The organism is Chryseobacterium cupriresistens, assembly GCF_046614675.1.
In the GTDB taxonomy this organism is placed as follows: domain Bacteria; phylum Bacteroidota; class Bacteroidia; order Flavobacteriales; family Weeksellaceae; genus Chryseobacterium; species Chryseobacterium cupriresistens.
In genome coordinates, this window is the sequence record NZ_JBKKJT010000002.1 from 715373 (window position 1) to 740555 (window position 25183).

Annotated in this window: 20 protein-coding genes; 9 read left to right on the forward strand and 11 right to left on the reverse strand. The window is 37.0% G+C overall.

What is annotated here, in order from left to right; all coding sequences use genetic code 11:
- Window positions 1-64 precede the first annotated feature (64 nt).
- Entirely contained in the window at window positions 65-940 is an 876-nt protein-coding gene (locus tag ACLI50_RS08465; protein ID WP_411413563.1) for a tyrosine-protein phosphatase, read from the forward strand.
- 122 nt (window positions 941-1062) lie between these two features.
- On the forward strand, window positions 1063-2457 hold the full coding sequence (locus ACLI50_RS08470; RefSeq protein WP_002977177.1) for a type III PLP-dependent enzyme domain-containing protein: 1395 nt from the start codon (window positions 1063-1065) through the stop codon (window positions 2455-2457).
- 115 nt (window positions 2458-2572) lie between these two features.
- Here the strand turns inward: ACLI50_RS08470 and ACLI50_RS08475 are convergent, their stop codons facing one another.
- On the reverse strand, window positions 2573-3232 hold the full coding sequence (locus ACLI50_RS08475; RefSeq protein ID WP_227943024.1) for an HAD family hydrolase: 660 nt from the start codon (window positions 3230-3232) through the stop codon (window positions 2573-2575).
- A 212-nt stretch (window positions 3233-3444) separates the two neighbouring features.
- Here ACLI50_RS08475 and speB point away from each other — a divergent pair, with 212 nt between their 5' ends.
- From speB to ACLI50_RS08490, 3 genes are all read left to right on the forward strand, one after another.
- Window positions 3445-4302, forward strand: a complete 858-nt coding sequence (gene speB / locus ACLI50_RS08480; RefSeq protein WP_062674087.1) for an agmatinase — start codon at window positions 3445-3447, stop codon at window positions 4300-4302.
- Window positions 4303-4372: 70 nt separating this feature from the next.
- Window positions 4373-5215, forward strand: a complete 843-nt coding sequence (locus ACLI50_RS08485; protein ID WP_411413597.1) for a bifunctional helix-turn-helix domain-containing protein/methylated-DNA--[protein]-cysteine S-methyltransferase — start codon at window positions 4373-4375, stop codon at window positions 5213-5215.
- A 141-nt stretch (window positions 5216-5356) separates the two neighbouring features.
- On the forward strand, window positions 5357-5965 hold the full coding sequence (locus ACLI50_RS08490; protein ID WP_202844134.1) for an alpha-ketoglutarate-dependent dioxygenase AlkB family protein: 609 nt from the start codon (window positions 5357-5359) through the stop codon (window positions 5963-5965).
- Between the two features lie 239 nt (window positions 5966-6204).
- Here ACLI50_RS08490 and ACLI50_RS08495 read toward each other — a convergent pair whose 3' ends face one another.
- From ACLI50_RS08495 to ACLI50_RS08510, 4 genes are all read right to left on the reverse strand, one after another.
- Entirely contained in the window at window positions 6205-8064 is a 1860-nt protein-coding gene (locus tag ACLI50_RS08495) for a CocE/NonD family hydrolase (protein WP_411413564.1), read from the reverse strand.
- Window positions 8065-8340: 276 nt separating this feature from the next.
- A complete protein-coding gene (locus tag ACLI50_RS08500) occupies window positions 8341-11106 on the reverse strand; it encodes an outer membrane beta-barrel protein (RefSeq protein ID WP_411413565.1) in 2766 nt (921 codons plus the stop codon).
- Between the two features lie 96 nt (window positions 11107-11202).
- Window positions 11203-11622: an SH3 domain-containing protein gene (locus ACLI50_RS08505; RefSeq protein WP_202838807.1), complete on the reverse strand. Its 420-nt coding sequence runs from the start codon at window positions 11620-11622 to the stop codon at window positions 11203-11205.
- Between the two features lie 6 nt (window positions 11623-11628).
- On the reverse strand, window positions 11629-12117 hold the full coding sequence (locus ACLI50_RS08510) for a BON domain-containing protein (RefSeq protein WP_411413566.1): 489 nt from the start codon (window positions 12115-12117) through the stop codon (window positions 11629-11631).
- Between the two features lie 220 nt (window positions 12118-12337).
- On the opposite strand from ACLI50_RS08510, the gene ACLI50_RS08515 reads away from it, so the two are divergent.
- Window positions 12338-13588, forward strand: coding sequence for a dicarboxylate/amino acid:cation symporter (locus ACLI50_RS08515; RefSeq protein WP_343643224.1), 1251 nt, complete (start codon window positions 12338-12340; stop codon window positions 13586-13588).
- Between the two features lie 6 nt (window positions 13589-13594).
- Window positions 13595-14317 carry a phytanoyl-CoA dioxygenase family protein gene (locus tag ACLI50_RS08520; protein WP_202838810.1) on the forward strand — a complete coding sequence of 241 codons (723 nt, stop codon included), beginning with the start codon at window positions 13595-13597 and terminating at the stop codon, window positions 14315-14317.
- 45 nt (window positions 14318-14362) lie between these two features.
- On the opposite strand, the gene ACLI50_RS08525 is transcribed toward ACLI50_RS08520, so the two are convergent.
- The 3 genes from ACLI50_RS08525 to ACLI50_RS08535 all read right to left on the reverse strand — a co-directional run bounded on the left by ACLI50_RS08525 (window position 14363) and on the right by ACLI50_RS08535 (window position 18528).
- A complete protein-coding gene (locus tag ACLI50_RS08525; RefSeq protein WP_202838811.1) occupies window positions 14363-15133 on the reverse strand; it encodes a hypothetical protein in 771 nt (256 codons plus the stop codon).
- Between the two features lie 19 nt (window positions 15134-15152).
- Window positions 15153-17954 (reverse strand): GH92 family glycosyl hydrolase, encoded by a 2802-nt coding sequence (locus ACLI50_RS08530; protein WP_411413567.1) that lies wholly within the window; start codon window positions 17952-17954, stop codon window positions 15153-15155.
- Window positions 17955-18072: 118 nt separating this feature from the next.
- A complete protein-coding gene (locus tag ACLI50_RS08535) occupies window positions 18073-18528 on the reverse strand; it encodes a hypothetical protein (protein WP_411413568.1) in 456 nt (151 codons plus the stop codon).
- Window positions 18529-18678: 150 nt separating this feature from the next.
- Between ACLI50_RS08535 and ACLI50_RS08540 the strand changes: the two genes are divergently transcribed.
- Window positions 18679-19785: an Mrp/NBP35 family ATP-binding protein gene (locus ACLI50_RS08540; RefSeq protein ID WP_411413569.1), complete on the forward strand. Its 1107-nt coding sequence runs from the start codon at window positions 18679-18681 to the stop codon at window positions 19783-19785.
- Window positions 19786-19832: 47 nt separating this feature from the next.
- Entirely contained in the window at window positions 19833-20081 is a 249-nt protein-coding gene (locus ACLI50_RS08545) for a NifU family protein (RefSeq protein WP_002977212.1), read from the forward strand.
- A 155-nt stretch (window positions 20082-20236) separates the two neighbouring features.
- Here ACLI50_RS08545 and ACLI50_RS08550 read toward each other — a convergent pair whose 3' ends face one another.
- The 3 genes from ACLI50_RS08550 to ACLI50_RS08560 form a co-directional block, all read right to left on the reverse strand.
- A complete protein-coding gene (locus ACLI50_RS08550) occupies window positions 20237-21262 on the reverse strand; it encodes a phage tail-like protein (protein WP_343643228.1) in 1026 nt (341 codons plus the stop codon).
- A 300-nt stretch (window positions 21263-21562) separates the two neighbouring features.
- Window positions 21563-21955, reverse strand: a complete 393-nt coding sequence (locus tag ACLI50_RS08555) for a DUF3060 domain-containing protein (protein WP_110009976.1) — start codon at window positions 21953-21955, stop codon at window positions 21563-21565.
- Window positions 21956-22132: 177 nt separating this feature from the next.
- On the reverse strand, window positions 22133-25171 hold the full coding sequence (locus tag ACLI50_RS08560) for a choice-of-anchor I family protein (RefSeq protein ID WP_411413570.1): 3039 nt from the start codon (window positions 25169-25171) through the stop codon (window positions 22133-22135).
- Window positions 25172-25183: the final 12 nt, after the last annotated feature.

Consider the following 25183-nt stretch of genomic DNA (forward strand, 5'->3'; position numbering starts at 1 on the left):
GAAGGAAGCCCGTTTAATAAAATACAAGAATCCATTGGCTTCAGCCAAAACTTATTAAAAACCATTGAATAAACTAATCAGAATATCAGTTTTCACCATTTCATTATGCTGTATTTTCTCATGTAAAACACAGCATTTTGAAACACCTGAATATGGTAAAAATGAAACTGAAAAAGTGATCCCGATCAGGAAAGTAACCAATTTCCGTACGGTAGGAAATATCAAAAATGCAGATGGAAGAACTTTAAAAGAAGGGAAATTTTACCGGAGTGCCCATCTTCATAAGCTTAAAAGGAAATCTTTCGACGATTTTGAAAAACTGGGAATCAAAGAAATTATTGATCTCAGAAACTCCAGGGAAATTGTTCAAAAGCCCGATCAGCTGCCTTCGGAAAATGTTTACAAAAACTTCTCAGCATTTGAAGATGAAGGAGACCAGCTGGCTCAGGCCAAAAAACTTGTTCTTAAAGGTAAAGTAAATGCTTCCGATGCTGATAAAAGAATGATCGATTTCTACCGTGAGTATGTTACTAAAAATCCGGAAATGATAAAAAGGATTATTACGGAAATACTGGAATCCAAAGATCCTATCCTTTACCATTGCACTGCAGGAAAAGACAGAACCGGAATTACCACCGCATTAATTCTTACCATTCTGAAGTTTGATAAAGAGACTGTTTATAATGAATATCTTTTATCCAATAACTACAGAAAAAATCTTGTTCAAAAAAGATTACGCCTTGCCCATACTTTACATTTCCTCTATCCGAAGATGGATTTACAGGTGCTGGAAAAACTCAGCTGGGTAGAAAAAAGATATCTTGATGCAGCTTTTGAGGAGATCAATAAAAAGTATGGCTCTACAGATGTCTATATTCAGCAGGTATTAGGGATTTCAGATGCCAAAAGAAAAGAATACATTCAGAAGTTTACGTATTGATTATCAGAGATAAATTTTTCTGAGATTCAATATCGGGTGTTAATTTAAAATTATAATAATTTTAACACCTAAAAATGAAACTTTTTTAGCAATTTTGCATTTCTTAATTCACTTGTTTAGAAATGAAAATAAAGTACTCGGAACTTATTGATCAGACATTATATTTTCCTACGGAGGAATTTAATGTTTCTGAGAACAATTTGTTGTTTCACGATATTCCGTTAATGGATGTTGTTGAACAATTTGGCACCCCGCTAAAGATTAGCTACCTGCCGAGAATTTCTCAAAATATTCAGAAAGCGAAAGGCTGGTTTAAAGAAGCTTTTGAGAAAACCGAATATAAAAAGAATTATACCTACTGCTATTGTACAAAATCCAGTCATTTTAATTTTGTATTGGAAGAAGCTCTGAAGAATGATATTTCAATAGAAACATCTTCAGCTTATGATATGGATATCGTAAAATCTCTTTATGAGAAGGGTAAGGTAGATAAGAATATCGAAGTGATCTGTAATGGTTTTAAAACCGATGATTATCTGGCAAAGATTTCAGATATGATCAATAGCGGATTTGAAAATATTACGCCGATTCTTGATAATTACAGAGAGTTGGATAAGCTTACTGAAAGTATTGATTCCACTTTTGATATCGGGATCAGAATTGCATCAGAGGAAGAACCGAAGTTCGAATTCTATACCTCAAGATTAGGAATCGGATATAAAGATATTATTCCTTATTACAGCCAGAAGATCGCGGAACATCCGAACGCAAGACTGAAAATGCTTCATTTCTTTATCAATACAGGGATTAAGGATACAGCATATTACTGGAATGAATTGTATAAATGTCTTCGTGTATATGCACGTCTGAAAAAAATCGCTCCGGAGGTGGATTCACTGAACATCGGAGGTGGTTTCCCAATCAAAACTTCTTTGAATTTTGATTATGATTATCAGTATATGGTGGAAGAAATCGTTTCTCAGATCAAAAAATTCTGTGAAGAGGAAGGAGTAGAAGAACCTAATATCTATACTGAGTTCGGAAGCTTTACCGTAGGAGAAAGTGGGGCCAACCTTTATAAAATCATTTCTCAGAAACGTCAGAACGACAGAGAAAAATGGAATATGATTGATTCTTCTTTCATGACCACTCTTCCTGATACATGGGCTATTTCAAGACACTTTATCATGCTTCCGCTTAACCGTTGGGAAGATACGTATGAAAGAGTATTCTTGGGAGGACTGACTTGTGATTCGGATGACTATTATAACTCTGAACAGCATACCAATGCCATTTATTTACCTGTTTTCAGTGATACAAAACCTTTGTATATCGGATTCTTCCATACCGGAGCTTACCAGGAAACAATCGGAGGATATGGCGGAGTACACCACTGTCTGATGCCTCAGCCGAGACACGTCCTGATTCAGAAAGATGAAAACGGCGAATTACAATATGAGATTTTCCGTGAGAAACAGGAACCTGAAGATGTATTGAAACTTCTTGGTTATAAATAATTTTATGATCAATAGAAATGGGCTTTAGCCCGTTTACAATCAATAGAAAAATCAATTTGGCTTTAGCCAAAACTTATAGAAAACAAAAGCTCTCAGATTCTGAGAGCTTTTTTATCTAAAAATATTTTGAAATTTTGTCCAGTTCCAGATCTTCATAATCAGAAACTACTGTATCTGCTAACGTGTAATCTTGATTTTTAGAATGTGGACTTCTGTATGCGGCACAGAAAATTTTTGCTCTGTGAGCTGCCAGAATTCCGTTGGTAGAATCCTCAATCACCATACAGTTTTCAACAGGTTCTCCTGCCATTTCTGCGGCCAGTAAAAAAACTTCAGGATGAGGTTTTGATTCTTTTAAATCCGCACCGCTGATCTTTCCGCTGAAATATTGCTCCAGTCCGAATTTTTCAAAAACCATATTGATGGTTACCATTGTTGCAGAAGAAGCCAGAATCAGCTTGACTCCGTTTTCGTGATAATGCTCGATCAGTTTTCTTACTCCCGGAATTAAATCAAACTCATCATCATTGTAAAAATAATCCTTGAAATGAGATCTTTTGATTCCAGCAATGGCTTCATAAGTCTGATCTAAATTAAATTCATTAATCAATGTTTCAGAGACTCTTTTGGTGGAAGCACCAGTAAAAGAAGTGTACAGCTCCTCGGAAACTACGATTTCCAGTTCGTCAAAAGTTTTGAAATAAGCTTTTCTATGTAATGGTTCCGTATCTACAATAACACCATCCATATCGAAAAGTACAGCTTTTAAAGGCATATAATGAGTTTTATACAAAAATAGTTATTTGAGTTGAGAGTGGAAAGGGAAGAGGTAACAGATGATAGGTTTTAGGTAGCAGGTAATAGACTGCGAGTGGTAAATTCTGATCCTCATAAACTCTCCTACACTCTTACTCTCCAACTCATAAACTCTTTGTATCTTTGTGGTCAATATTTCAATTTTAAAACATTAAAATTTTTAAATAAAGCATGAGAACATACGCAGGAATTCCCGAAGAAAACGCAACGTTAGAGAATTCGAAAGTAATGTTGGTAACTGTTCCTTATGACGGAACTTCAACATGGGGGAAAGGAGCTGATAAAGGTCCGGAATTATTCTTAAACGCTTCTGAAAACATGGAGCTTTATGATATTGAAACGCAGACAGAACCATACCTTCAGGGAGTTTACTTAGCAGGAGAAGTGTCTGAAAACTCTAGTCCGGAAGCAATGACGGAAGCCGTTTATCAGAAAACAAAAGAGCTTTTGAACAATGACGGTAAATTATTTACTCTTTTCGGTGGAGAGCACTCTGTTTCTATCGGTTCTATCCGTGCAGTAGGAGAAAAATTTGAAAATTTAACGGTACTTCAATTAGACGCTCATACAGACTTACGTCCAGAGTTTCACGGTTCTACTTCCAACCACGCTTGTGCTGTTTTTGAAGCCAATCAAAAGCATAATCTGGTACAGGTGGGAATCCGTTCTATGGATATTGAAGAAGCGCAATATTTACCTGAAGGAAGAGTATTTTTTGCGCACGAAATTGCCAACAACGAAAACTGGATCAATGATGTATTGGAAAAAGTATCGGGAAATGTGTATATCACGATTGATTTAGATGCTTTTGATCCTTCTATTGCCCCATCTACAGGAACTCCTGAGCCGGGTGGATTACAATGGTATCCAACGTTGGAATTATTAAGAAAAGTATTTGAAAAATGTAACGTTGTAGCATTTGACATTGTAGAATTAATGGATTCACCAATGGCTAAGCCAACAGCTTTCCTGTCTGCAAAGTTATATTACAAAATGCTTGCTTACTACGATATTTATAACAACAACTAATATTCCGCAAGAATCGGATTTTTTCTGCCGTATATTCTTTGGAAATTTGTGAGGTAAAAACAATAATATGATGTCCACACAAAGTCAGATAGATTATAACAGAATTGCCAAGGCGATAGAATATATCCGGAGCAATTTCAGGCTTCAGCCAAGTTTGGAGGAAGTGGCAGAGAATATTCACTTAAGTCCGGCTCATTTCCAGAAAATCTTTACAGATTGGGCAGGAACAAGTCCGAAAAAATTTTTACAGTTCATCAGTCTTGAACATGCTAAAAATTTATTGAAGGAAGAAAAAGCAAGTTTGTTTGATACAGCTTATGAGACAGGACTTTCCAGTACAAGCAGGCTTCATGACCTGTTTGTAAAGATTGAAGGAATGTCTCCGGCAGAATATAAAAACGGAGGAAAAAGCCTTAGTATTCATTACAGTTTTTCCGGAAGTCCTTTCGGAAATATCTTAGTAGCTTCTACAGAAAAAGGAATCTGCTATATGGCTTTTGAAGACGATAAAGAAAAAGCATTCGGGGAATTGAAACAAAAATTCCCCAATGCTTCTTTTATTGAAAAACAGGATGCCCTTCAAAAGAACGCACTGTCCATATTTGATAAAGACTGGACAAAACTCAACACAATAAAATTACACTTAAAAGGAACCGATTTTCAGTTGAAAGTATGGGAAAGTCTGCTGACTATTCCGATGGGTAAACTGTCTACTTATGGCACTTTAGCCGAAAAAATAGGAAATCCTAAAGCCTCCAGAGCTGTGGGAACAGCTGTGGGAAGTAATCCGGTTGCATTTCTTATCCCATGCCACCGTGTCATTCAGTCTTCAGGACATCTCGGTGGTTATCGCTGGGGAAGTGACAGGAAACAGCTGATAGTAGGCTGGGAAGGATCACAGGTGTACTCGTAGCGTATTTTTACCACAAAAGATTTTATAAAGGGCCATATTAATAAAACGGACTAAAGTCCATTCCTATTGATATAAAAATTCGTGTTATTTGTGAAAAATATTAGTGTAATTAGTGTTTAATTAAAAAAAATTAAAACGATGATGAGTCTTTTCGAAGAAATATCAGATTATCCACTGAATATCCTTCCACACGATGGAACCGTTCACTACTACGGAAAAGTTTTCTCCAAAGAACAATCAGATTTTTACTATGAATATCTGCTTAATCAGATTCCGTGGGAAAATGATGAGGCGGTAATCTTTGGAAAACTGATTTTAACCAAAAGAAAAGTGGCCTGGTTTGGAGAAAAAGCATTTGAATACACTTATTCAAAAAGGACAAAATATGCAAAATTCTGGACTCCCGAATTACTGGAACTGAAGAAAAAATGTGAAGAAGCGTCGGGAGAAACCTACAATTCCTGTCTGCTTAATTTGTACCACGACGGAAGTGAAGGAATGGCCTACCATAGCGATGGCGAGACAGATCTGAAAAAACATGGAGCCATTGCTTCTCTGACCTTCGGAGCCGAAAGAAAATTTTTATTTAAACATAAAGTAACCAAAGAAAAAGTTGAGATATTCCTCGAAAACGGAAGTTTATTAATTATGAAAGGAACTACTCAGGACAACTGGCTTCACAGGCTTCCACCCACTACAAAAGTGAAAACTCCAAGAGTCAACCTGACTTTCAGAACCATTGAAGAATAGTTTTTAAGAGAAATTTTATCCATAACGTTTGTCACTCCGAAGGAGTCCCAATGATGCTTTATCTAATGCAAGCTGTTTATGCAGACTTTAGAGGATTACGCTTATCATCTCTATCAATAGAAGTGGGCTTTAGCCCACTTAAACCAAAAGAACAAAATCATCCGGCTTAGCCAAAACCTAGAATAAAACTTCAGATCTTCAAAAAATAAAAAGCTGTTCAAACGAACAGCTTTTCCAATTTATTTTAAAACATCAGCTTCAATGGAGCTGTCACCATACACTTTGATGAATGCTTTGGTGTAATCTTCTTTGCTGGCAAAATTCGGGTTATCCATAAATTTCTGTGGATTGATGGCGAAAAGCGGGAACCATGTGCTGCTGATCTGAATCTGGATTTTGTGTCCCTTTTTGAACGTATGAACTACATCCTGAAGTCTGAAGTTAACAGCCGTCTTCTGGTTCGGAACCAAAGCTTCTCCCTTTTCTTTGGTATTTCTGAATCTTGCAGGCATGATCTCACTTCTTACCATCTGGTGGTAGTTGCCATAGATAACGCCTTCTTTCTTTTCTGCAGGTTTGAAATCTTCAGGATAAACATCAATCAGTTTTACTGCAAAATCGGCATCTGTAGACGTGGATGCAATATTCAGTTTAGCCACAATCTCTCCTGCAAATGTAATATCATCAGTCAATACATCGGTAGTGAATGTTAATACATCTGGTCTTCCTACAGCAAATCTCTGGTCTTCCGACATATAATTTTTTGGAGTGAAACCGTTAAAGTCTTTTAAATGATCTGAGCTTAGAACAGGATTGTTAGGATCACTATAATATTCAGAATAGCCTTGTCCGGATGATTTTTTCAGGGTTTTATCAGAAAGATAGAAATTCACTTTCTGAGCATTTTTCGGTGGGTAAGAAGCGAATTCCTTCCATGCTTTAGCACCGGTGTCATACATCAGTGCTTCAGGAAGTCCTGCATCTTCTTTGGTATTGCCTTTCAGATAATGATTGAAAAACCTTGTTTCAATATTTTTCTGATAGTATGTAGCAATGCTGTCACCAAAATACGTTTCACTGTGGAAATGTTTTCCCTGCTCCTGAGACCAGCCGCCATGGGAGAAAGGTCCCATAACGATAGTATTTTTTGCTTTAGGGCTTGTTTTTTCTATGGTTTTATAAATATTCAATGGTCCTGAAAGATCTTCTGCATCAAACCATCCTCCGACAGTCATTACAGCGTGATTAATATTCTTTAAGTGAGGAAGAAGACCTCTTTTCTGCCAGAATTCATCATAGTTGGTATGATTCATAATCTCTGTCATGAAGAAATTATTCTTGTAATATTTTTCATATCCATCTTTCAGAGTACCCATATCTCTGTAGAATTTCAAACCGTCTTCAGAAGTCTGTTTGATGAAAGAATCCATATACCAGGCCTGTTTCTCCGGCTGCGTTTTTTGAACCCCAAAAACAGGGAATGTTCTGAAATAGCCGAGCATAAATCTTCCGTTGTGAAGAAAGTCGTCATTCCAGAAATCAGAAATAGGTGCCTGTGGTGAAGAAGCTACCAAAGCAGGATGCTGTGACAACGTTCCTACAGCAGTATAGAATCCCGGGTATGATGTTCCGAATTGGCCTACTTTACCATTGTTATCTTTCACATTTTTCAAAAGCCATTCGATGGTGTCATAAGTATCAGTACTTTCATCAACATCTTTTTTGGTCTTGCGTTCCACCTGCGGAGTCATATTGGTAAAAGTGCCTTCACTCATATATCTTCCGCGTACGTCCTGATACACGAAAATATACTTGTCTTTCATAAGATACGTGTTGGGACCTACCTTTGTTTTATATTCACTTTCTCCGTACGGTGCGATACTGTAACAGGTTCTCTGCATCAGGAACGGATATTTGTTCTTGTTCGATATATCTTTCGGGATATATACCGCAGTGAAAAGTTTTACGCCATCACGCATTGGAATATAAAATTCTTTCTTGGTGAAATTGTCTTTAACGAAAGTATCTTTCTGTTCCGTTTTCTGAGCTTTTCCAAGAATGAAAAAAAGAATACATAATACTGAAATATGGATTTTCATAAAAAAAATTTGATGCTAATTTAAAAATAAAAACAGGTTTATTCGTAAATCTTGTTTAAAAGGTTGTTGTGATTACTACTAATCTGTGTAATATGATGATATTTCTTGGAAACCACCCCGTCAAAAATTCTTTGAATTTTCGCCACCCCTCCGGAGGAGGGGAATATTACGTATTCACTTGTAATGGAGCTCAGTATTATATTTCAGGTTGTCTATAAAAATAGCCGGAAAGATCCGGCCATTATCAAAAATTATATATAAAGTATGGTGTGATTATTACTTCTTTTTTCCTGCAAACTTATTCAGTTTCATGCTGATGGAAAACATGATGTATCGTTTCAGGATGAGATCTTCACGATCTTCAAAATAAGAATCGGTGATCGTTCTTCTTACGCTTTGATTTTGATTTAAAACATCATAGACCTTTACTTTTGCCGTAAACTGTTTTTTATAGAACGAATATCCAAGGCTGGTATTCCAGAAGTAGAAATCTTTTTTAAAGCCCGGAGCAATGTTGGAATTGGTATTGTATTCAAAATCGTTTCCAAATACGAAATTGCCTTTCAGCATATAATTGGTGAGTTCCAGTTTTAAGGATTGATTGGCTGTATTTACATTCGTTATATTATAATTGGTATAATTTGAAAAACTGTATCCAAGTCTGTAAGAAGGTTTGATGGTCATTTTATCCTTGATTTCATAGGTAAGATTAAGGCCTGGGTTTAGATTATAAGAATTGCTGGTGAAAGATTGTCCATCAATGAAACCGTTATTGTAAGCATAATTCATGGTGAGTCTTGGATTGATAATAAGTTTATTATTCTTCCATTTCAATACTTTACTGAAACCTCCGCCGGCATTGATGCTTTTATTTCCGCTTACGTTGTCATAAGTAATCACCTGTTTCCCTGCATTATCATAGGTGGAAAAATTGATAATATCATTATTTCTGTACGTAAAGCCAATATTGAAATAGTAGCTGAGATCTTTTACTTTATTATAATTGTTGAAATACAGATAAAGATTGTTGGTCCAGGTGTTTTTTAAGTTAGGGTTTCCCTGATAGGTAATCAGAGGATTGGATTCATCTTTATAAGGAGTCAGTTGTTCTGCGGTGGGAATGGTGAAGTTGGAATAGTTGTAAATGTTTAAGGTTTTTCCTTCACTCAGCTGGTAGTAAAGATTGACATTATATTGGGGGAGTACAAAATTTTTCTGCAGATCATATTGCTGTCCGTTATAGATAGAATTTACATTCATATCTGAAATATCAAGATTCATGGAAGCCCAGAAATTCAGTTTCTTTTTATTAATCTGATATGTAAGCTCAGGAGAGATCTGATTGATTCTTTGCTTCATATTGTTGGATAAAAGCTGATTGTATTTAGTGTAATCTCCGGTTGTATTATCAAAATCATTTACATTCCTCAAGTCTCTAGTAGATCGGGTTTCATATTTCACTTCAAAACTTACACTGGACGAATCGGAAACAGGTTCTGTATATCCGGCATTGAAATTGAAACTGCTGTTCTGATTTTTATTTTTGGCTAATTGATCCCTATTGTCTGTTGATATTCCATTGGATTGATAGAACGTGTTTTGAGATTGATTCAGATTATCCCTTCTGGATTCTGAAATGGAACTGTTCATATTGGCGGAAATTGAACGGCCTTTTTTTCTGAATTTTCTTGAAAAATAGAGATATGGATTAAATGAATTGCTTTCCGAATCATTACTGGAATACGCATTACTTTCATTCAGAAGACTGCCATTCCTTAAAGAAGAGGATCTTGAGTTATTGAAACTGAAACTGCTGTTTTTTGTAAATCTCGGAGAAAGGTAGATACTTGTCATAGAATCCAGCTTGATTTTAGCTGAAGTATCAAAACTGTATTGTTTGGATTCATTTTCTCCGTTACTTTCAGAATTGGTCTGAAGCGTGTAAGCAGGGAGAAGAGTAGACCTTGAGACTTTGGATTTTGTTTCCGTATTGGAATCGGAATGCATTAGGCTGAAGGAATCCAGATCGGCATCTTTTCCCAGTTTGTCACTGTAGTTTAAGCCAATGGTCGTAGACCTTTGAATTCCTTTCGTACCACCTCCCTGGTTAAAGTAAGTTACATTTCCTACCGTTGAGACAGATCCTCCCTGCATCATCCAGGCATTCCGGCCATTACCCATGCTGTCAAAAACCTCATCTCTGGAAAATCCCTGGGAATTGATATTATTGGAAGAAGCCAATAGACTTATTTTCGTATCCCCTTTAAAATAACTGGCCAATCCGCTTGCTTCATACCGTTTGTCTGATCCATAACCGACGGTAAGTCTTGTCAGTAAACCTTTATTTTTCTTTTCATCAATATTAAAATTGATGGTCGTATTCTGAGATTTGGCTGCTTTTCCGCTCAGTTCCTCCTCCTTTGTTTTGGTGGTGGTAAATTGGATATTCTTGATGATATCTGCCGGTAAGTTCTGAAGAGCGATTTTACCATCTTTATCAAAGAAAGGTTTTCCGTTGATCATAATTTGATCCACCTCTTTTCCATTCACAGTAATCTTTCCTTCATTGCTGATTTCTACACCGGGAATCTGCTTCAGAAGCTCTTCAATTTTACTGTCAGGCCGTACTTTGATAGCGGCTGCATTAAATTCAATCGTATCTTTTTTAATTTTTACCGGAGAAACCGTAATTTTTACCTCATCAATCGTATTCACAATGCCTTGTTTCTCGAGCTGAATATCCCCCAGTGATAATGACTGGTTTATTTTTTCAAATTTTTTCGAATAGGAAGATAATTTATCAGCGTCTACTTTAAGAATGGAAGGTTCTTTCATATCATCAATCTTCAGCGAGAATTTCCCTTCCCTATTGGTTGCCGTATAATTGATAATGGATGAATCTTTTTGTTTCAAAAGATAGACGGTGGCATTTTCTATCGCTTTCTTTTCGGAATCGGATATTTTTCCGTCAATGTGTAACTTTTGGGCGTGCAGAATAATGACAGTGAACATCAAAGTCAATAGCAACAGAGTTTTCTTCATTAGTTTTTTTTTCAGAGCCGTAAAAATATAAAAACATCCCAAAGTTGGGATGTTTCTATGCTTTTTTTGTGAAAATTTATTATTTTTTAATAAAAATTATGCTCTTAAATATCTTGAGTAAGCATATCCTTCCTGGCCGTCTGCATTTTTCACTTTCCACCAGTCATCAGAAGTCTGCTCAATAAGCGTTACAGAAGAACCTTTTGCAGCTTTACCTACAACGGCGGCTTCAGTAGAAGGTTCCTGTCTGATATTAAGGTTAGATTCTTCAGTAGCCACTGTTAAAGAAGCTCCTGCAGCAAGACCTGCAACCTGTACATCAATATTGATATCTGAAGCAGAATAAGTAGAATCAATAGCTCCTAAAGCATTCCATACAGCATCTTTAGCCGCAGTATTGGAAGCATTTCCGGAAACATAAAGAATTCCGTCCTGCTCCTGAACCTGAAGATTGGAAATCCCTGCAGACTGTGCCGCTGAAACTACACTTGAATATTTATCTTGTAATTCGCTCATCTTTAATTATTTTACGATTAGGTTGTTGTTATACTTTCCGATTTTCAAAGCATCTACAGATTCTTTGATTTTTCTGGCCTGTAGAGCAGAAACATTTCCTGTAAGCGTAAGCTGTCCGTTTATAACTTCTACTTTTACAGAAGGGAAATCCTTCACTGCATCCTGAACTTTTTTCTGAACAGCAGGATCTACAGCAGATGCCGTTTCAACTGGTGCTGCAGGTGCAGGAGCTGCTACGGTAGACATATCCATTACGTCTTTTACTCCGCTGATGGCTTTTAATTTAGCAATCATTGCGTCTTTAGACTGTTGATCTGCGAAAGTACCACTTAAGTGAGCTACACCTTCTTTTACTTCAACAGAAGCATTGGGATTAGAAGTTACTATAGTTGTAGCCTGAGTCTGAAGGTCGGCATCAGAAACTTTCTTTTTACAAGAAATAGCACCGAAAGATACAGCTACAGCTAATGCAGCCATTGCAATAGTTTTTTTCATATTGTATATTTATTAATGTTGTTATACACTCAAATGTAATAATAAAATTTGTACCAAAAGAATAAAAAGTCAATAAATGTTTCTTAATTTTTTTACAATATTTTCTAAACCAGGGTTTTAATTTTCAGGGATTAAAAACTTAATGCAAAATTCAACGCTATAGAAGAAAATCGTCTGCCAATTGAAAAACCATTATATTTGCGCAAATTGAACTATATATATGAAAGGACAGAATAAACTTTTTATAGCAATTATCATTGCCCTTCTTCTGGGAGTAGGAATCGGAGGTATTGTACACGTGAGCTATCCGGATAGTGCAGAACCCTTTTCTAAAAACATAAAACTGTTGGGAACGGTTTTTATCAGATTGGTACAGATGATTATTGCTCCATTGGTTTTTACGACATTAGTAGTAGGGATTGCCAAAATGAGTGATATCAAAATGATTGGAAGAGTAGGTACAAAAGCCATGCTTTGGTTTATTTCAGCTTCTCTGATTTCCCTTTTTATCGGGTTGATCCTTGTTAACTGGCTGGAGCCAGGACATGTTACCAAATTACCAATTCAGGATGTCGCTTCTGCTGACGAACTTCTTAAAAGCAGCAAAAGTTTTTCCATGGAAGATTTCGTAAAACACATGATTCCTAAAAGTTTATTTGAAGCCTTCGCTACCAACGAAGTACTGCAGATTGTTGTATTTGCGGTAATGTTTGGAGTTGCTTTGGCTAATCTGGGAGAAGAATATGCTAAACCAGTTGTGAAACTATTTGATATTATTGCGCATGCTATTCTTAAAATGGTAGGCTATATCATGTGGTTTGCTCCTCTTGGAGTACTGGGAGCTATTGCAGCCGTAGTGGCCATCAATGGTTTTGAAATTTTTAAAGTATATGCTATTTATTTAAGAGACTTCTTCTTTGCTATAGGAGTTCTTTGGCTGGTCCTTTTACTGGTAGGATATTTCATCCTAGGAAACCGTCTTTTTGACCTTTTAAAAAGAATTAAAGAACCATTACTGATTGCTTTCTCTACTACAAGTTCAGAAGCAGTATTCCCGAAATTGGTGGAAGAACTGGAGAAATTTGGGTGTAACAGTAGAGTAGTATCTTTTATTTTACCTTTAGGATATTCATTCAACCTGGACGGAAGTATGATGTACATGACATTTGCTTCAATCTTCATTGCACAGATCTACGGAATCGAAATGACCCTTGGACAGCAGATCACTATGCTTTTGGTACTAATGCTTACGTCAAAAGGGATTGCAGGAGTTCCAAGAGCTTCTCTGGTAATTATTGTGGCAACATGTTCAATGTTTGGTATCCCGCCGGAAGGTATTGCTTTGATTTTACCAATTGACCATTTCTGTGATATGGGTAGAAGTATGACGAACGTACTTGGAAATACACTGGCAACCACAGCAGTTTCAAAATGGGAAGGACAGTTAACTGAACCATTAGACAAAATTTAAATATCAATGAGTTTAAACAACTTAGAAAATCATAAAAGCCATATTGAAAAATATGGCTTTGCTGTTATCAATGATGTGTTTTCGCAGAAAGAACTGGAAGACATCAACCTTGTTCTGCAAAATATAGACACTTCAAAAGAAAATTTTAGAAAGTCTGAAGACCTTTTTGCTATCAGGCAGTTCTTAAAAGAAGTTCCGGAAATCAAAGATCTTGTGTTTAATGAAAACATCCGGAAAGTGGTGAAAGAAATCTTCGGTGAAAAATATTTTGTGGTTAAAAGTATCTATTTTGATAAGCCTGAAACCTCCAACTGGTACGTGGCCTATCATCAGGATCTTACTATTTCTGTGGATAAGAAGTTGGAACTCGCTAATTTCGGACCTTGGACCACCAAACAAAATCAGTTTGCGGTACAGCCTCCACTCAACGTTTTGGAAAATATCTATACCATCAGAATCCATCTGGATGATACCGATGAAAATAACGGAGCATTGAAAGTAGTTCCAAAATCCCACACAAAAGGCATTTACAGACCGGAAACCATCGACTGGACTGTAGAAACAGAAGAAATCTGCAACGTAGAAAAAGGGGGAATTATGCTGATGAAACCTTTAACGCTTCACGGCTCTAACAGAACAACGAACGGAAAGAAAAGAAGAGTCATACACATCGAATTTTCTGATATCGAACTTCCGGAAGTTCTGCAATGGTCGGAAAGAATGAATTGATAAATAAACCCTTCTTCACATTCTGAAGAAGGGTTTATTTTAGTATTAATCACAGGAGATGACTTCACCATAAGGCTTGTCTATATTTTCTTTATGATAGGAGAGAAATAGTAGACCTTCTTTTGGGTTGGCATTCCAGAAAGATGTCGGTGTGGAGACTTTCATCTTTGTTTTCAGTATATTTTCGATCATATTATCCTTACTTCCAAAAGTTGTAACAGGAGTAATTTCCTGAATTTTTGATGTATCATCTATTTTTATTTTATAGATAGCAAAAGGCTGCTTAGGCTTGAATCCACTGATCTTTGACAAATCAGATTTATATTCAGTTTGGAATTCATCATAGCAACGGGTAAACTGTAAGCCTATAAACCTGAATGTATTATTATTTAAATAAGTAAAGGCTTTTTCCAGATTTTTAAGCCACGATTTTTCATCTTTTGTTGGTTTATTTTCCAGTTTTGATTTTGGAGTACAGGATGAAATGGAATAGGTGTTATTGTATTGGTTTAAAAAGATCAGATATCTTTCATTGACCAGGACATCAATTTCACAAGCTCCGGAATAGGAATTTCCAATGAGTCCTCTCACATTCATTGTTTTGAATGTTTTAGCTCCCTTATATACTTTTTCAATTTCAATATCTGCTTTATAGGATCTTTGCTCAGTATTTTCGTCATATACTTTCAAAATTTTGATAATACCTACAAATTCAGAATTTTGATAATTGTGTGCTAAGGTTTCATATACACATTTACAAGCTGAAACTTTTATAATACTTAAAAGTAAAAAGAGTAGTAATGATAATTTTTTCATAGGTGTTGTTTTTGTTTTTTTACTTCACAGCAATCTCATCAATAAAGATATAAGCATCACCGCCTGCTCCCTGATGCCATTCCGGAAGTTTTCCGAAGTAGTAGGCTTTTACTTTGATATAACGTGCTTCGGTAGGAAGAATTTCTGTAGAAAAATCTTTGATCTGTACTTTTTCATCCTTAGGATCAATAGTATTGTCAACGGTCTTCAGAAGGACAAAATCTTTTCCGTTCATGGAAGCGTAATATTCCACCTTTTTAGGCATCAGAATCCATGCTTTGCTGTCCTGAAGGTACGTTGAAGATAAATATTTAATGTTTTGAGGGGATTTAAGATCAATAATAGCTTCAAAATTTTGTCCCTGATAACCATGCCATTCACCCTTTCTCCAATTAACATCTCCTCTGATTCCGTCAATAAGTGCCAAGTTTCCGGTAGCACTGTACTGCGGAGTCACTTTTGACAGAATATTAATATCCCAATAGTTTGGTCTTCTGTTGAAATGAGCGGTTGTCACAGAGCTTTTTTCGCCGTTTCTTTCAGCATAAGCCATTACCTGAGTAGTTTTGGTGATGGAAATCGGGCCTTTATAAGTAGAGAATGTTTTTCTTTTATTGCTGTCACTCTCATCCATTGTCATATAATATACTTTGTCGCTTGGGTTTAATGGAGTGATTTCAACTTTGGTAGAAAAGTCGAAGATTCTGTCGGCAGCAATTACCGGAGAGGCTGTCTGTTCAGGATATTTAAAATCTTTAGCAGGTTTTACATTTTCGAAACCTAATTTTTTGAGCTCTGCTCTGCCTGTAGTTTTTGTAATCGTTCTTGTAGTGCCGTCTTCAAGGTGAATTTTAATTTCGTCAAAATAAGGAGTGGTGGTTTCCCATTCCGGTAATCCCGGGGTTACAGAATAAATTCCCATTGAGCTTAAAACATACCAGGCACTCATCTGGCCGCAGTCTTCATTTCCGATCAATCCGTCAGGAGTATTTTTATAGAAGTTATCAAGGATGTATTTGATTTTGGCATCTGTTTTTTCCGGCTTATCCACAAAATTGTACAGATAGGCAATATGATGGCTTGGCTCATTTCCCTGGGCATATTGTCCCATCAATCCTGTGATGTCCACTTGTTCTCTTCCCGTAGTTTTATCAGGAGCAGTAAAGATAGCATCAATGAACTGTTCAAACTTTTCTTTTCCTCCATGAGCCGCAATAAGTCCCGGAATGTCCTGCTGTACAGAATAAGAATAATGCCATGAGTTTCCTTCCGTATAATTGTTGTTGACTTCTCTCGGGTCAAATGGTTCATACCAGTTTCCGTTTTTTCTCGGCTGCATAAAGCCTGTTTTTGGATTGTAAAGGTTTTTCCAGTTCTGAGAACGCTTCATGAACTCCTGATACTCTTCTTTTTTGCCTAAAATTTTGGCCATCTGAGCAATACACCAGTCGTCATAGGCATATTCTACTGTTTTGGAAACACTTTCATGCTCGTCGTCTATGCTGATATAATTATTCTGTTTATAAGCATTCAATCCAAAAATATCCTGCATGGCTGAACTTTTTGCTGCCTGAAATGCCTTTTCATAATCAAATCCCTGAATTCCTTTTGCCATTGCGTCTGCAATGACAGAAACGGAGTGGTAGCCAATCATGCATTCTGTTTCATTGGAAGCCAGTTCCCATACCGGAAGTTTTCCTCCCTGTTCATATTGTTTAATGAAAGTATTGATAAAATCAGCAGTTCTTTTTCTGTCGATTAAAGTCATCAGCGGATGAGCACCTCTGAAGGTATCCCAAAGTGAAAATACCGTATAATAATCAAAGCCATTGGCGGTATAAAGCTTATTATCTCTGCCTCTGTATCTTCCATCTACATCCATATTGATGTTGGGTTGTGTGAAAACGTGATATAGAGCAGTGTAAAAAACGGCCAATTTGTTTTTATCATCAGATTTCACCTCAATTTTTGAAAGCTCTTTGTCCCAGTCAGATTGAGCCTGCTTTCTTACCGCGTCGAAATCTTTCGACTGCCCTTCTGCCAGCATATTCTTTTCTGCTCCTTCGTAGCCTGTAGGAGAAACAGAGACTTTTATATCGATCTTTTCTCCTTTTTTAACGGTGGCTGAAAATGCCAGAGCAAGTCTTGTTCCGGTAAAAAGATTGTTTTCCTGCTTTCCGTTAACTTCTTCTTTTGAAATTTTCATGGGTTTTGAAAACTCAATTCTGGCGTAAATATACTGGTTGGTGGCCCATGCTTCACTTCTTCTGAAAACCTCAATGGTTTTATCATCAATAATCTTTACTTCCCCTTCCAGAAGTTTGTCTCTGTGATTGAGGTCTAAGATAATATTGGCATTGCCTGCGTTGTTGAACGTATATTCGTGATAGCCGACTCTTCTGGTAGTAGTAAGGCGGACATCAATATTATTCTTATCTAATTTGACAGCGTAGAATCCTGCTGCTGCTTTCTCATTTTTATGCGAAAACCTTGAAGAATAATCCCTGCTGTTCAGACTGGGATTTCCCATCGTAGGCATCAGCATGATATCTCCATAATCGGAAACTCCCGTTCCGTTCAGATGGGTATGAGAAAAACCATAGATCACAGAATCCGAATAATGATATCCGCTGCATCCGTCCCAGCTTCCATCAATTCTTGTATCGGGAGAAAGCTGTACCATTCCGAATGGAACGATTGCCCCGGGAAAAGTGTGGCCATGTCCTCCGGTTCCTATAAACGGATTGACATATTGGGAATAGCTCTGTGCAGAAATGATCTGAGTAATAAATATAGAAAATGCAATAAGCCCTTTTTTCATGTTCTGATTTTATCAGACGAAGATATTGAAAAACAGTAAAAGTGATGCAATAAAAGATCATTACCGTTTGTCCTGTTAAAAACGATCTCATTCATTAAGAAGACAGAGCCAATTAAAATTACACTTCTCCTTCAAAAAAATGATTGAGATAGGTCTCTTTATCCTTGTCTTCTCTTCCGGAGCCCAGATATTTTTTCCAGGACTGAGATTCATGATATACAATGCCCATTTCCCAGACACAATACGTCGGGCGGTGGGTTTTGTTCCTGTCCCATATTTCAAATTGTCCGGAACCATCATAATACACGCTTTCCCATAATTCGTTTTCATTTCGCCATGTACACACCAGTAAAAGATAGTTTTCTCCGCAGCGGTGCATAATGACAAATCCAAGATCATCAATGTTTTTAAAGTTTTCTTCAGCACTTTCAATACACTTTTGGGCATTTTCAATGTCCTGTTGTAAAACTTCTGCAGGATCATTGGCCAGGTCATACCATTTGAATTTTGTTTTTCCAACGATAAAAATTCCTTTTGGCTGTGCATATTTGGAAGGATAGGAGGTCGTTTTCATATCAATTGCTTTCTGAGGTTGGACGTGGTATCAGAATAAAAAAACAGAATAAGAAATTTTTAACGATCTGATTTATCACCTGATATTATAGATTTTATTGATTCTAAATTACCGAAAAAATGCGTAAATTTGTAAACAATTTATATTTATATGTTGACGAAAGAAAAGGTTCAGGATTTCCTTAAAGAAATAGAAGTAGACGATTTGGTGAATAATCTTCAGATTATGGGTAACGATGTTTATATTGATATGACTGCCCATTCGCCTGCAATGCACGAAAAGAAAAAACTGGAGGCTGCCATGAAACAGGCTTTTGCCAGTGAGTTTGGAGAAGACATTCATTTAAAACTTAAAATCGTTTCTCCGGAGCCTAGTGAAATTCAGCAAAGTCAGATCAAAGGAAAACAAATTCCGGGAATTCAAAATATTATCGCTATTGCTTCCGGTAAAGGAGGAGTAGGGAAGTCTACAGTTTCTGCAAATATGGCAGTAACATTAGCTAAAATGGGCTTTAAAGTAGGATTACTGGATGCTGATATCTACGGTCCTTCAGTTCCTACCATGTTTGATACAGAGGGACAAAAACCAATTTCTGTAGAAGTGAATGGTAAGAATCTGATGAAGCCTATCGAAAATTATGGAGTAAAAATGCTTTCAATAGGATACTTCTCAGGAGCCAATCAGGCAGTAGTATGGAGAGGTCCTATGGCTTCAAAAGCTTTGAACCAGATGATCAGAGATGCAGCATGGGGAGAACTGGATTTCCTTCTAATTGACCTTCCTCCGGGAACAGGTGACATTCACTTGTCAATTATCCAGGAAGTACCAGTAACAGGAGCGGTCATCGTAAGTACACCTCAGCATGTTGCATTGGCAGACGTAAGAAAAGGAATTGCCATGTTCCAGATAGAAAGTATTAACATTCCTGTGCTTGGTTTGATCGAAAATATGGCGTATTTTACACCGGAAGAACTTCCTGACAATAAATATTATATCTTTGGAAACCAGGGAGCACAATATTTAGCGGAAGATCTTGGAATTCCGGTATTGGGTGAAATTCCACTAATCCAGAGCATCAGAGAAGCAGGTGACGTTGGAAGACCGGCAGCACTTCAGGAAGGATCTAAAATTGAAGATATCTACACAGAAACTGCCAGAAAAATGGTAGAAAGCTTAGTGGAAAGAAATAAAAATCTTCCTCCCACTGAAGCAGTGAAGATTTCCACAATGGCAGGATGCTCGCCAAAAGCAAAATAATAATAATTTCAATAAAATTTGAAGAAACCGAATTGAACTGAAAAAATATGGAAACAAACATAACGCACGAAGATACAGTAACAAGAGTAATGGAAGCTCTGGAAAGCATCAGACCGTTTTTGAATAAAGACGGAGGTGATATTGAGCTTATTGATGTGAAAGATAATCAGGTGTTTGTAAAACTGTTAGGTAACTGTTCCGGGTGTTCATTGAATTTTTCAACCTTAAAACTGGGTGTTGAAAATACAATCAAACAACATGCTCCGGAAATCGAAAAGGTAATCAACGTAGAGTAAATTATATCTGAGATATTTTTAAAAAGACAGGCTTTTTTTAAGGCCTGTCTTTTTATTTGCATTAATAACAATAAGTTTGGTGAACCAAACCTGACGTGTTTTTAATCCGTCAGGTTTATTAATTTCTAGGTATATTTTCACGAAATAAATGAAAATTATAATCCTGCCGGAGGTGCAGCTGCTGCTCCACTATTTAATCCTCCTAAGTTTTGAGACACTGGTGTAAGCGTTTTAAGTACACTATTATTGATAACAAGGCAGTAGATTGTCCATGTTCCATTCACTCCACCTGGAGTAGCCGTGGCTAAATAGTCAGCTGATAAACGCCATGTTCCGGCAGAAGTAAATGCAAACACATTTGCGGGAGCATAAGTAGGAGGTGTTGTTCCTGTATTAGTATTTAAAGAGGTGTTAAAACTATTTCCTACTACTGTCACAGTATAATCTGTGCTGCTTATTTTAGTGTCATAATTAGCAACCCAGTCTCCATTAACGTTAGAAATTGTATAAACAATATAATTTAGCGGTGATGTATTTCCGGTTGATGAAACAGCAATTTTCACTTCTCCTGTTGTGTTGTCTCTCACAAGGGTAGAAACATTAGTTGATGAATTGGAACTTGCAGCAGTCCCAATTCTCACATTACCATTAATATCCAATTTAGTAGTAGGTGCGGAAGTCCCGATTCCTATTCTGTCATTTTGTGTATCTACAGAAAAAGTAGTGCCGTCAATATTAAATTGATTGACACTGGGGGTACTTGCCGTAAAAGATAATGTTTTATTAGTCATGGCGACAGTACGATTTGCTTGTATCGTACCATCTGTATTATATATACTGGTATCGCTGGGAACAGAGGTAATTACTTTTTGCCAGATCGTTCCATCAAAATAATAGTAGCCGGGTGTAGTAACATTGTTTGTTTTTACTGTAAGGGTACCTGTTGTATCTAATACATATACTAAGGTACCTGTTTGCGGGGAATTATAAGCCCCGTCTTTAGCAATAAGGTCAGCTCTTGATAATCTAGGAGTGATTAATCCCTCAGCAATAGCAGGAGCTGTGGCTGTTGTTAATGCTTTTACATCAAGAGTTGCAGTGGGAGAGCTTGTGTTTATCCCTACTTGAGCAAAATATAAGCTGAAAAATAAGCTTAATGAGAACAATAGTACTTTTTTCATGATTTCTTTTGGTTTTGTGTTTTTTAACTGTAAAATGGTTTTACTGTTAAATATTAAAATGTTATTTAAATATACAAATAATATAATAAATTTGATTGAAATTTTTATTTGAAAAAGGTCATAAGGAGATACTTTATAAGCAGGAATTTTTAAGGACTGTCTTTTATTTGTATTAATAGCAAGAAGTTTGGTTCACCAAGCTGAACCAAACCTGACGGGTTTTTAAAACCCGTCAGGTTTATTAATTAATTTATACTTTAGGTCTAGGATGAGATTTTTCAGATTCCGAAAAATGTTTTTTTATTGTTTTACAACCTTATTTCCCACTCCAGTAATAGAAACATCCGGTTTCCCTGATTTTGTTCCTGAAGTTCTGTAGTAAACGGTGTTATCACCACCTTCCATGGATATTTTGTCTACTTTATCGATGTATATTTTGTTACCTGTTCCTGAGATTGTAACTTTTTTTGCACTCCCTTTTACCGTAAGCTTGTTATCACCACCTTCTACCTCAACAACGCCTCCGCTGAGTGTATAATTGAGTGTATGTCCTACACCTTCTACATGTACCACTTTATTGCCTTCGGTTTTCTCCACACCTTTTGTAGATTCTGTTTTTCTTGATTGTGAGAAAGCAGTAGCTGTTCCCAGCAACAGGAAAGTAAGAATTCCTGCGGTTTTAATATTCTTCATGCGAATTGGTTTTTTATTCGGGATAAATATAGATATAAAATGCTTTCTTCCAAGTATTTCAAAAGTTAAATCATCTTAAATAAAGAGTCTTCATATGGCATATTGTATATTCCAATAACAAAAAAGCCCCGGAAATCCGAAGCTTTACAATGGAATGGTATGCTGTAATATATATATTTACTTTACAATAACTCTCTTGATCTGTCCTTCTGAAGTTTTTACCAGATAAACACCGGTAGAAAGCGTAGAAGTATTGATTGTTAAAGCATTCTTTTCTTTTCCGATCAATTTTCCGGACATATCGTACAATTCGTAATCCTGTTTTCTGTTGAAATAAAGTGTATTTCCTTTGTTGACAGGGTTTGGAAATACATTGAAGGTTGCCTGTTCAGATTTTATCTCACCTGTTCCAAGCGTAGCAGGCATGGCTACTTCATACATGGATAAAGTTCCGCTGATCTCATTCGCAACGATCACATACCCTTTATTGGTTGTTGTATTTTCAGGGGCAATGTAAATGATTCCTTCAGGACCATTGTCTCCTCCGTATGCTGAAGTAGAACGGGAATGTTTGTAATCTGTAAACGTAGGGTTATTAGGGTTCGTAATATTATAAACCATAACACCTCCGGTTCTTTCCAGTGTGATGAAAGCATACGTCTGTCCGTTGATGTTTCCTAAAGCAACTCCTTCCGGTTCCGGACCTTTGGCGCGGCTTCTGTTTTTAATACCGTTAGACTCATTATCAGCATTGAAAATTAAAGGATGGTAAGCTGAAATATATCTTTCAAACTGATCTCCGCTGTCGTAGACAATCTGTTTAGTATCAGCATTGAAAATAGAGAAAGAACGTGCTCCTAAAGCCGCCATTTCTTCAAACTCCGAATCTCCATCCGTATTTCCTGTAGCAGATGAAACCCTGAATCTGCCAAGATTATAAGCCGCTTTTAAAATACCTGCATTCGGAAACAATACAGGATCTAAAGTATAACTGTTAGCACCTACTGTAGTTCTTTCGCTGAATCCTGAAAGATCTTTTTCATCACCTTCATTAGCGGTTATAATATAATTGGTGTTTCCTATTTTATAATTCTGTACAGCGTCCGGAACATAGTAAGCTTTTACCGGCCAGTTGGCAATTAAAACCTCTCCATTACTATCTGAGGCATCAAAACCGTTACCCGGAATACTCATGTCTTTTTTTCCCAATCCCCAGATTCCTGTGATGGTTTTTGTAACCAGATTAATCTCAGCGATGGCATTGTTTTCCTGAAGAGTTACCCATGCTTTCTGACTGTCGGCACTGATGGTTATATATTCCGGTTCCAGATCCTGAGAAAGGGTATTATTCGTTCTTACTTTTCTTAAACCGGTAGCGGTTAATGCTGCTACCTGATTATCAAAACTATTAAAATTAAGTGTCGCTACATTACTTTGGGTAAGATTTCCGATACCTCCGGAAATATCAATGATGCTGATGGTTCCTTCAGGATCTGCCGTATAGGCATCATTAGGTTCTCCTTCATTGGCGGTAACTACTTTTGTTCCGTCAGGGGAGAATGTCACCATATCCGGTAAAGCTCCTACAGTTACCTGCTTCAGGAAATTTCCATTGATGTCAAAAAATACTACAGATCCATTTTGCTGGGGATCAGTATTGGGAGAGGCGGCTGCAATGATTCCGTTTTTCACAGCGATACTTGTGATACCGCCATAAGGAGCCATATTCACTGTTTTTATGACTGAAGGTATTGAAGGATTACTGAAATCAATAATATCAAATACATCAGTAATCGAACTGATCGTGAATAAGCGTTGTGTTGACGGATCATGAACCACAATTTCCGTAGAACTGTTATTATTTCCTGACGGGTCAAAACTTAGAAGATAATTCAGCTGAATCTGATGGGAAGGAACCGGAGCCTGCTTATCATTGTCTACGATATAAACGGTTGCAGAATTGTCTCCTGAAATAGTAGCTCCCACAGGATTTTCAAGACTTACTACAAAATATTCAGCCTGCTGTTCTGCCACTGTGTCATCAATAATCGGAATATTGACGGTGTAACTCGTTGTAGATGGACTAATGTTAATAGTCTGATTGGCTAAAGTAAAATCATTGTTGTCAGCTGTACTGAAAGGTGCGGGTTTTACAACAAGGTTTACCGCAGAAGCCGAAGGATTGGTAATATTGATTTTAAATGCAAGATTTCCCGCATTTTCATTAACCTTAATAAAATTCTTTTCTAAAGCAACTGTTGTTCCGGCAGTAGTAAAAGTAGTGGAAGTGACAGTTGTAATTCCGTTATCACTGAAATCTTCAACCACATTGGGCTTAAGAGCTAAATAATAGGTCTGCCCCGGCACAAGTCCGGAAGCAGGAATTACAGTGATGGTATTGTTAGTGAATGTTGTAGTGAAAGGAATTGGGGTACCTGAAGAATTTCCCAGACGGAAATCAATAAGGTTCTGTGCATTGGAATCGTTGATCGCAGAATTATCTGTTAGCCTTATATTTTCGTTAAAAGATAAGGTCGGATTTAAAGCCGTCGAAGCATTATTGGTATTGTGAGCAGGTAAATAAGTAACCGTTGGTGGAGTAGTATCAGGGCCTCCCGCAGGAACGGCATCTACTGTAAAGTTATCAAAACGGTTGTTCCCGCCTGTTCCTCCTCCTGTTGCCGAAAATTCTACCTTTAATTTAAAGTTAGGGTTGTTATTAGCACCCGGTACAGCAGAAAAATCGAGTGTTATCAGCTGGGGATCTGCATCCTGAGGATTCACGGTCTGAAACTGTACAAAAGTAGTTCCGTCTGTTGAATAAGACCAGGTCTGTGTTCCTGCTCCCTGACCGGATCTTCTGGTGGTGAACTTAACAATGATGTTATTATAGCCCGTTGTAGGAAGATTAAACTGTAAAGCTCCTCCAATCGGATTGTTGAATCTTAAATGGGCTCCGGAGCCATCACCGTTTCTTGCATTTAAATTTTGCAGACTAAAATTTTGTCCGGTACCTCCGGCAAAATCAATAACACTCGTTCCTCCTGTTATAGGTGCAAGAGAACCATTTACCATCGTAGAAGTAGGGGTCGTAATTGTGGCTGCAGAAGCATTATCATTAAAATTCCAGTAATGAATCAGTGTCTGCCCGAAAAGACCGCTCTGAAAGAAGAATGCGGCAATCACAGACCCTTTTAATAGGTAGTTGTTGATCATTTTTTATTTCAA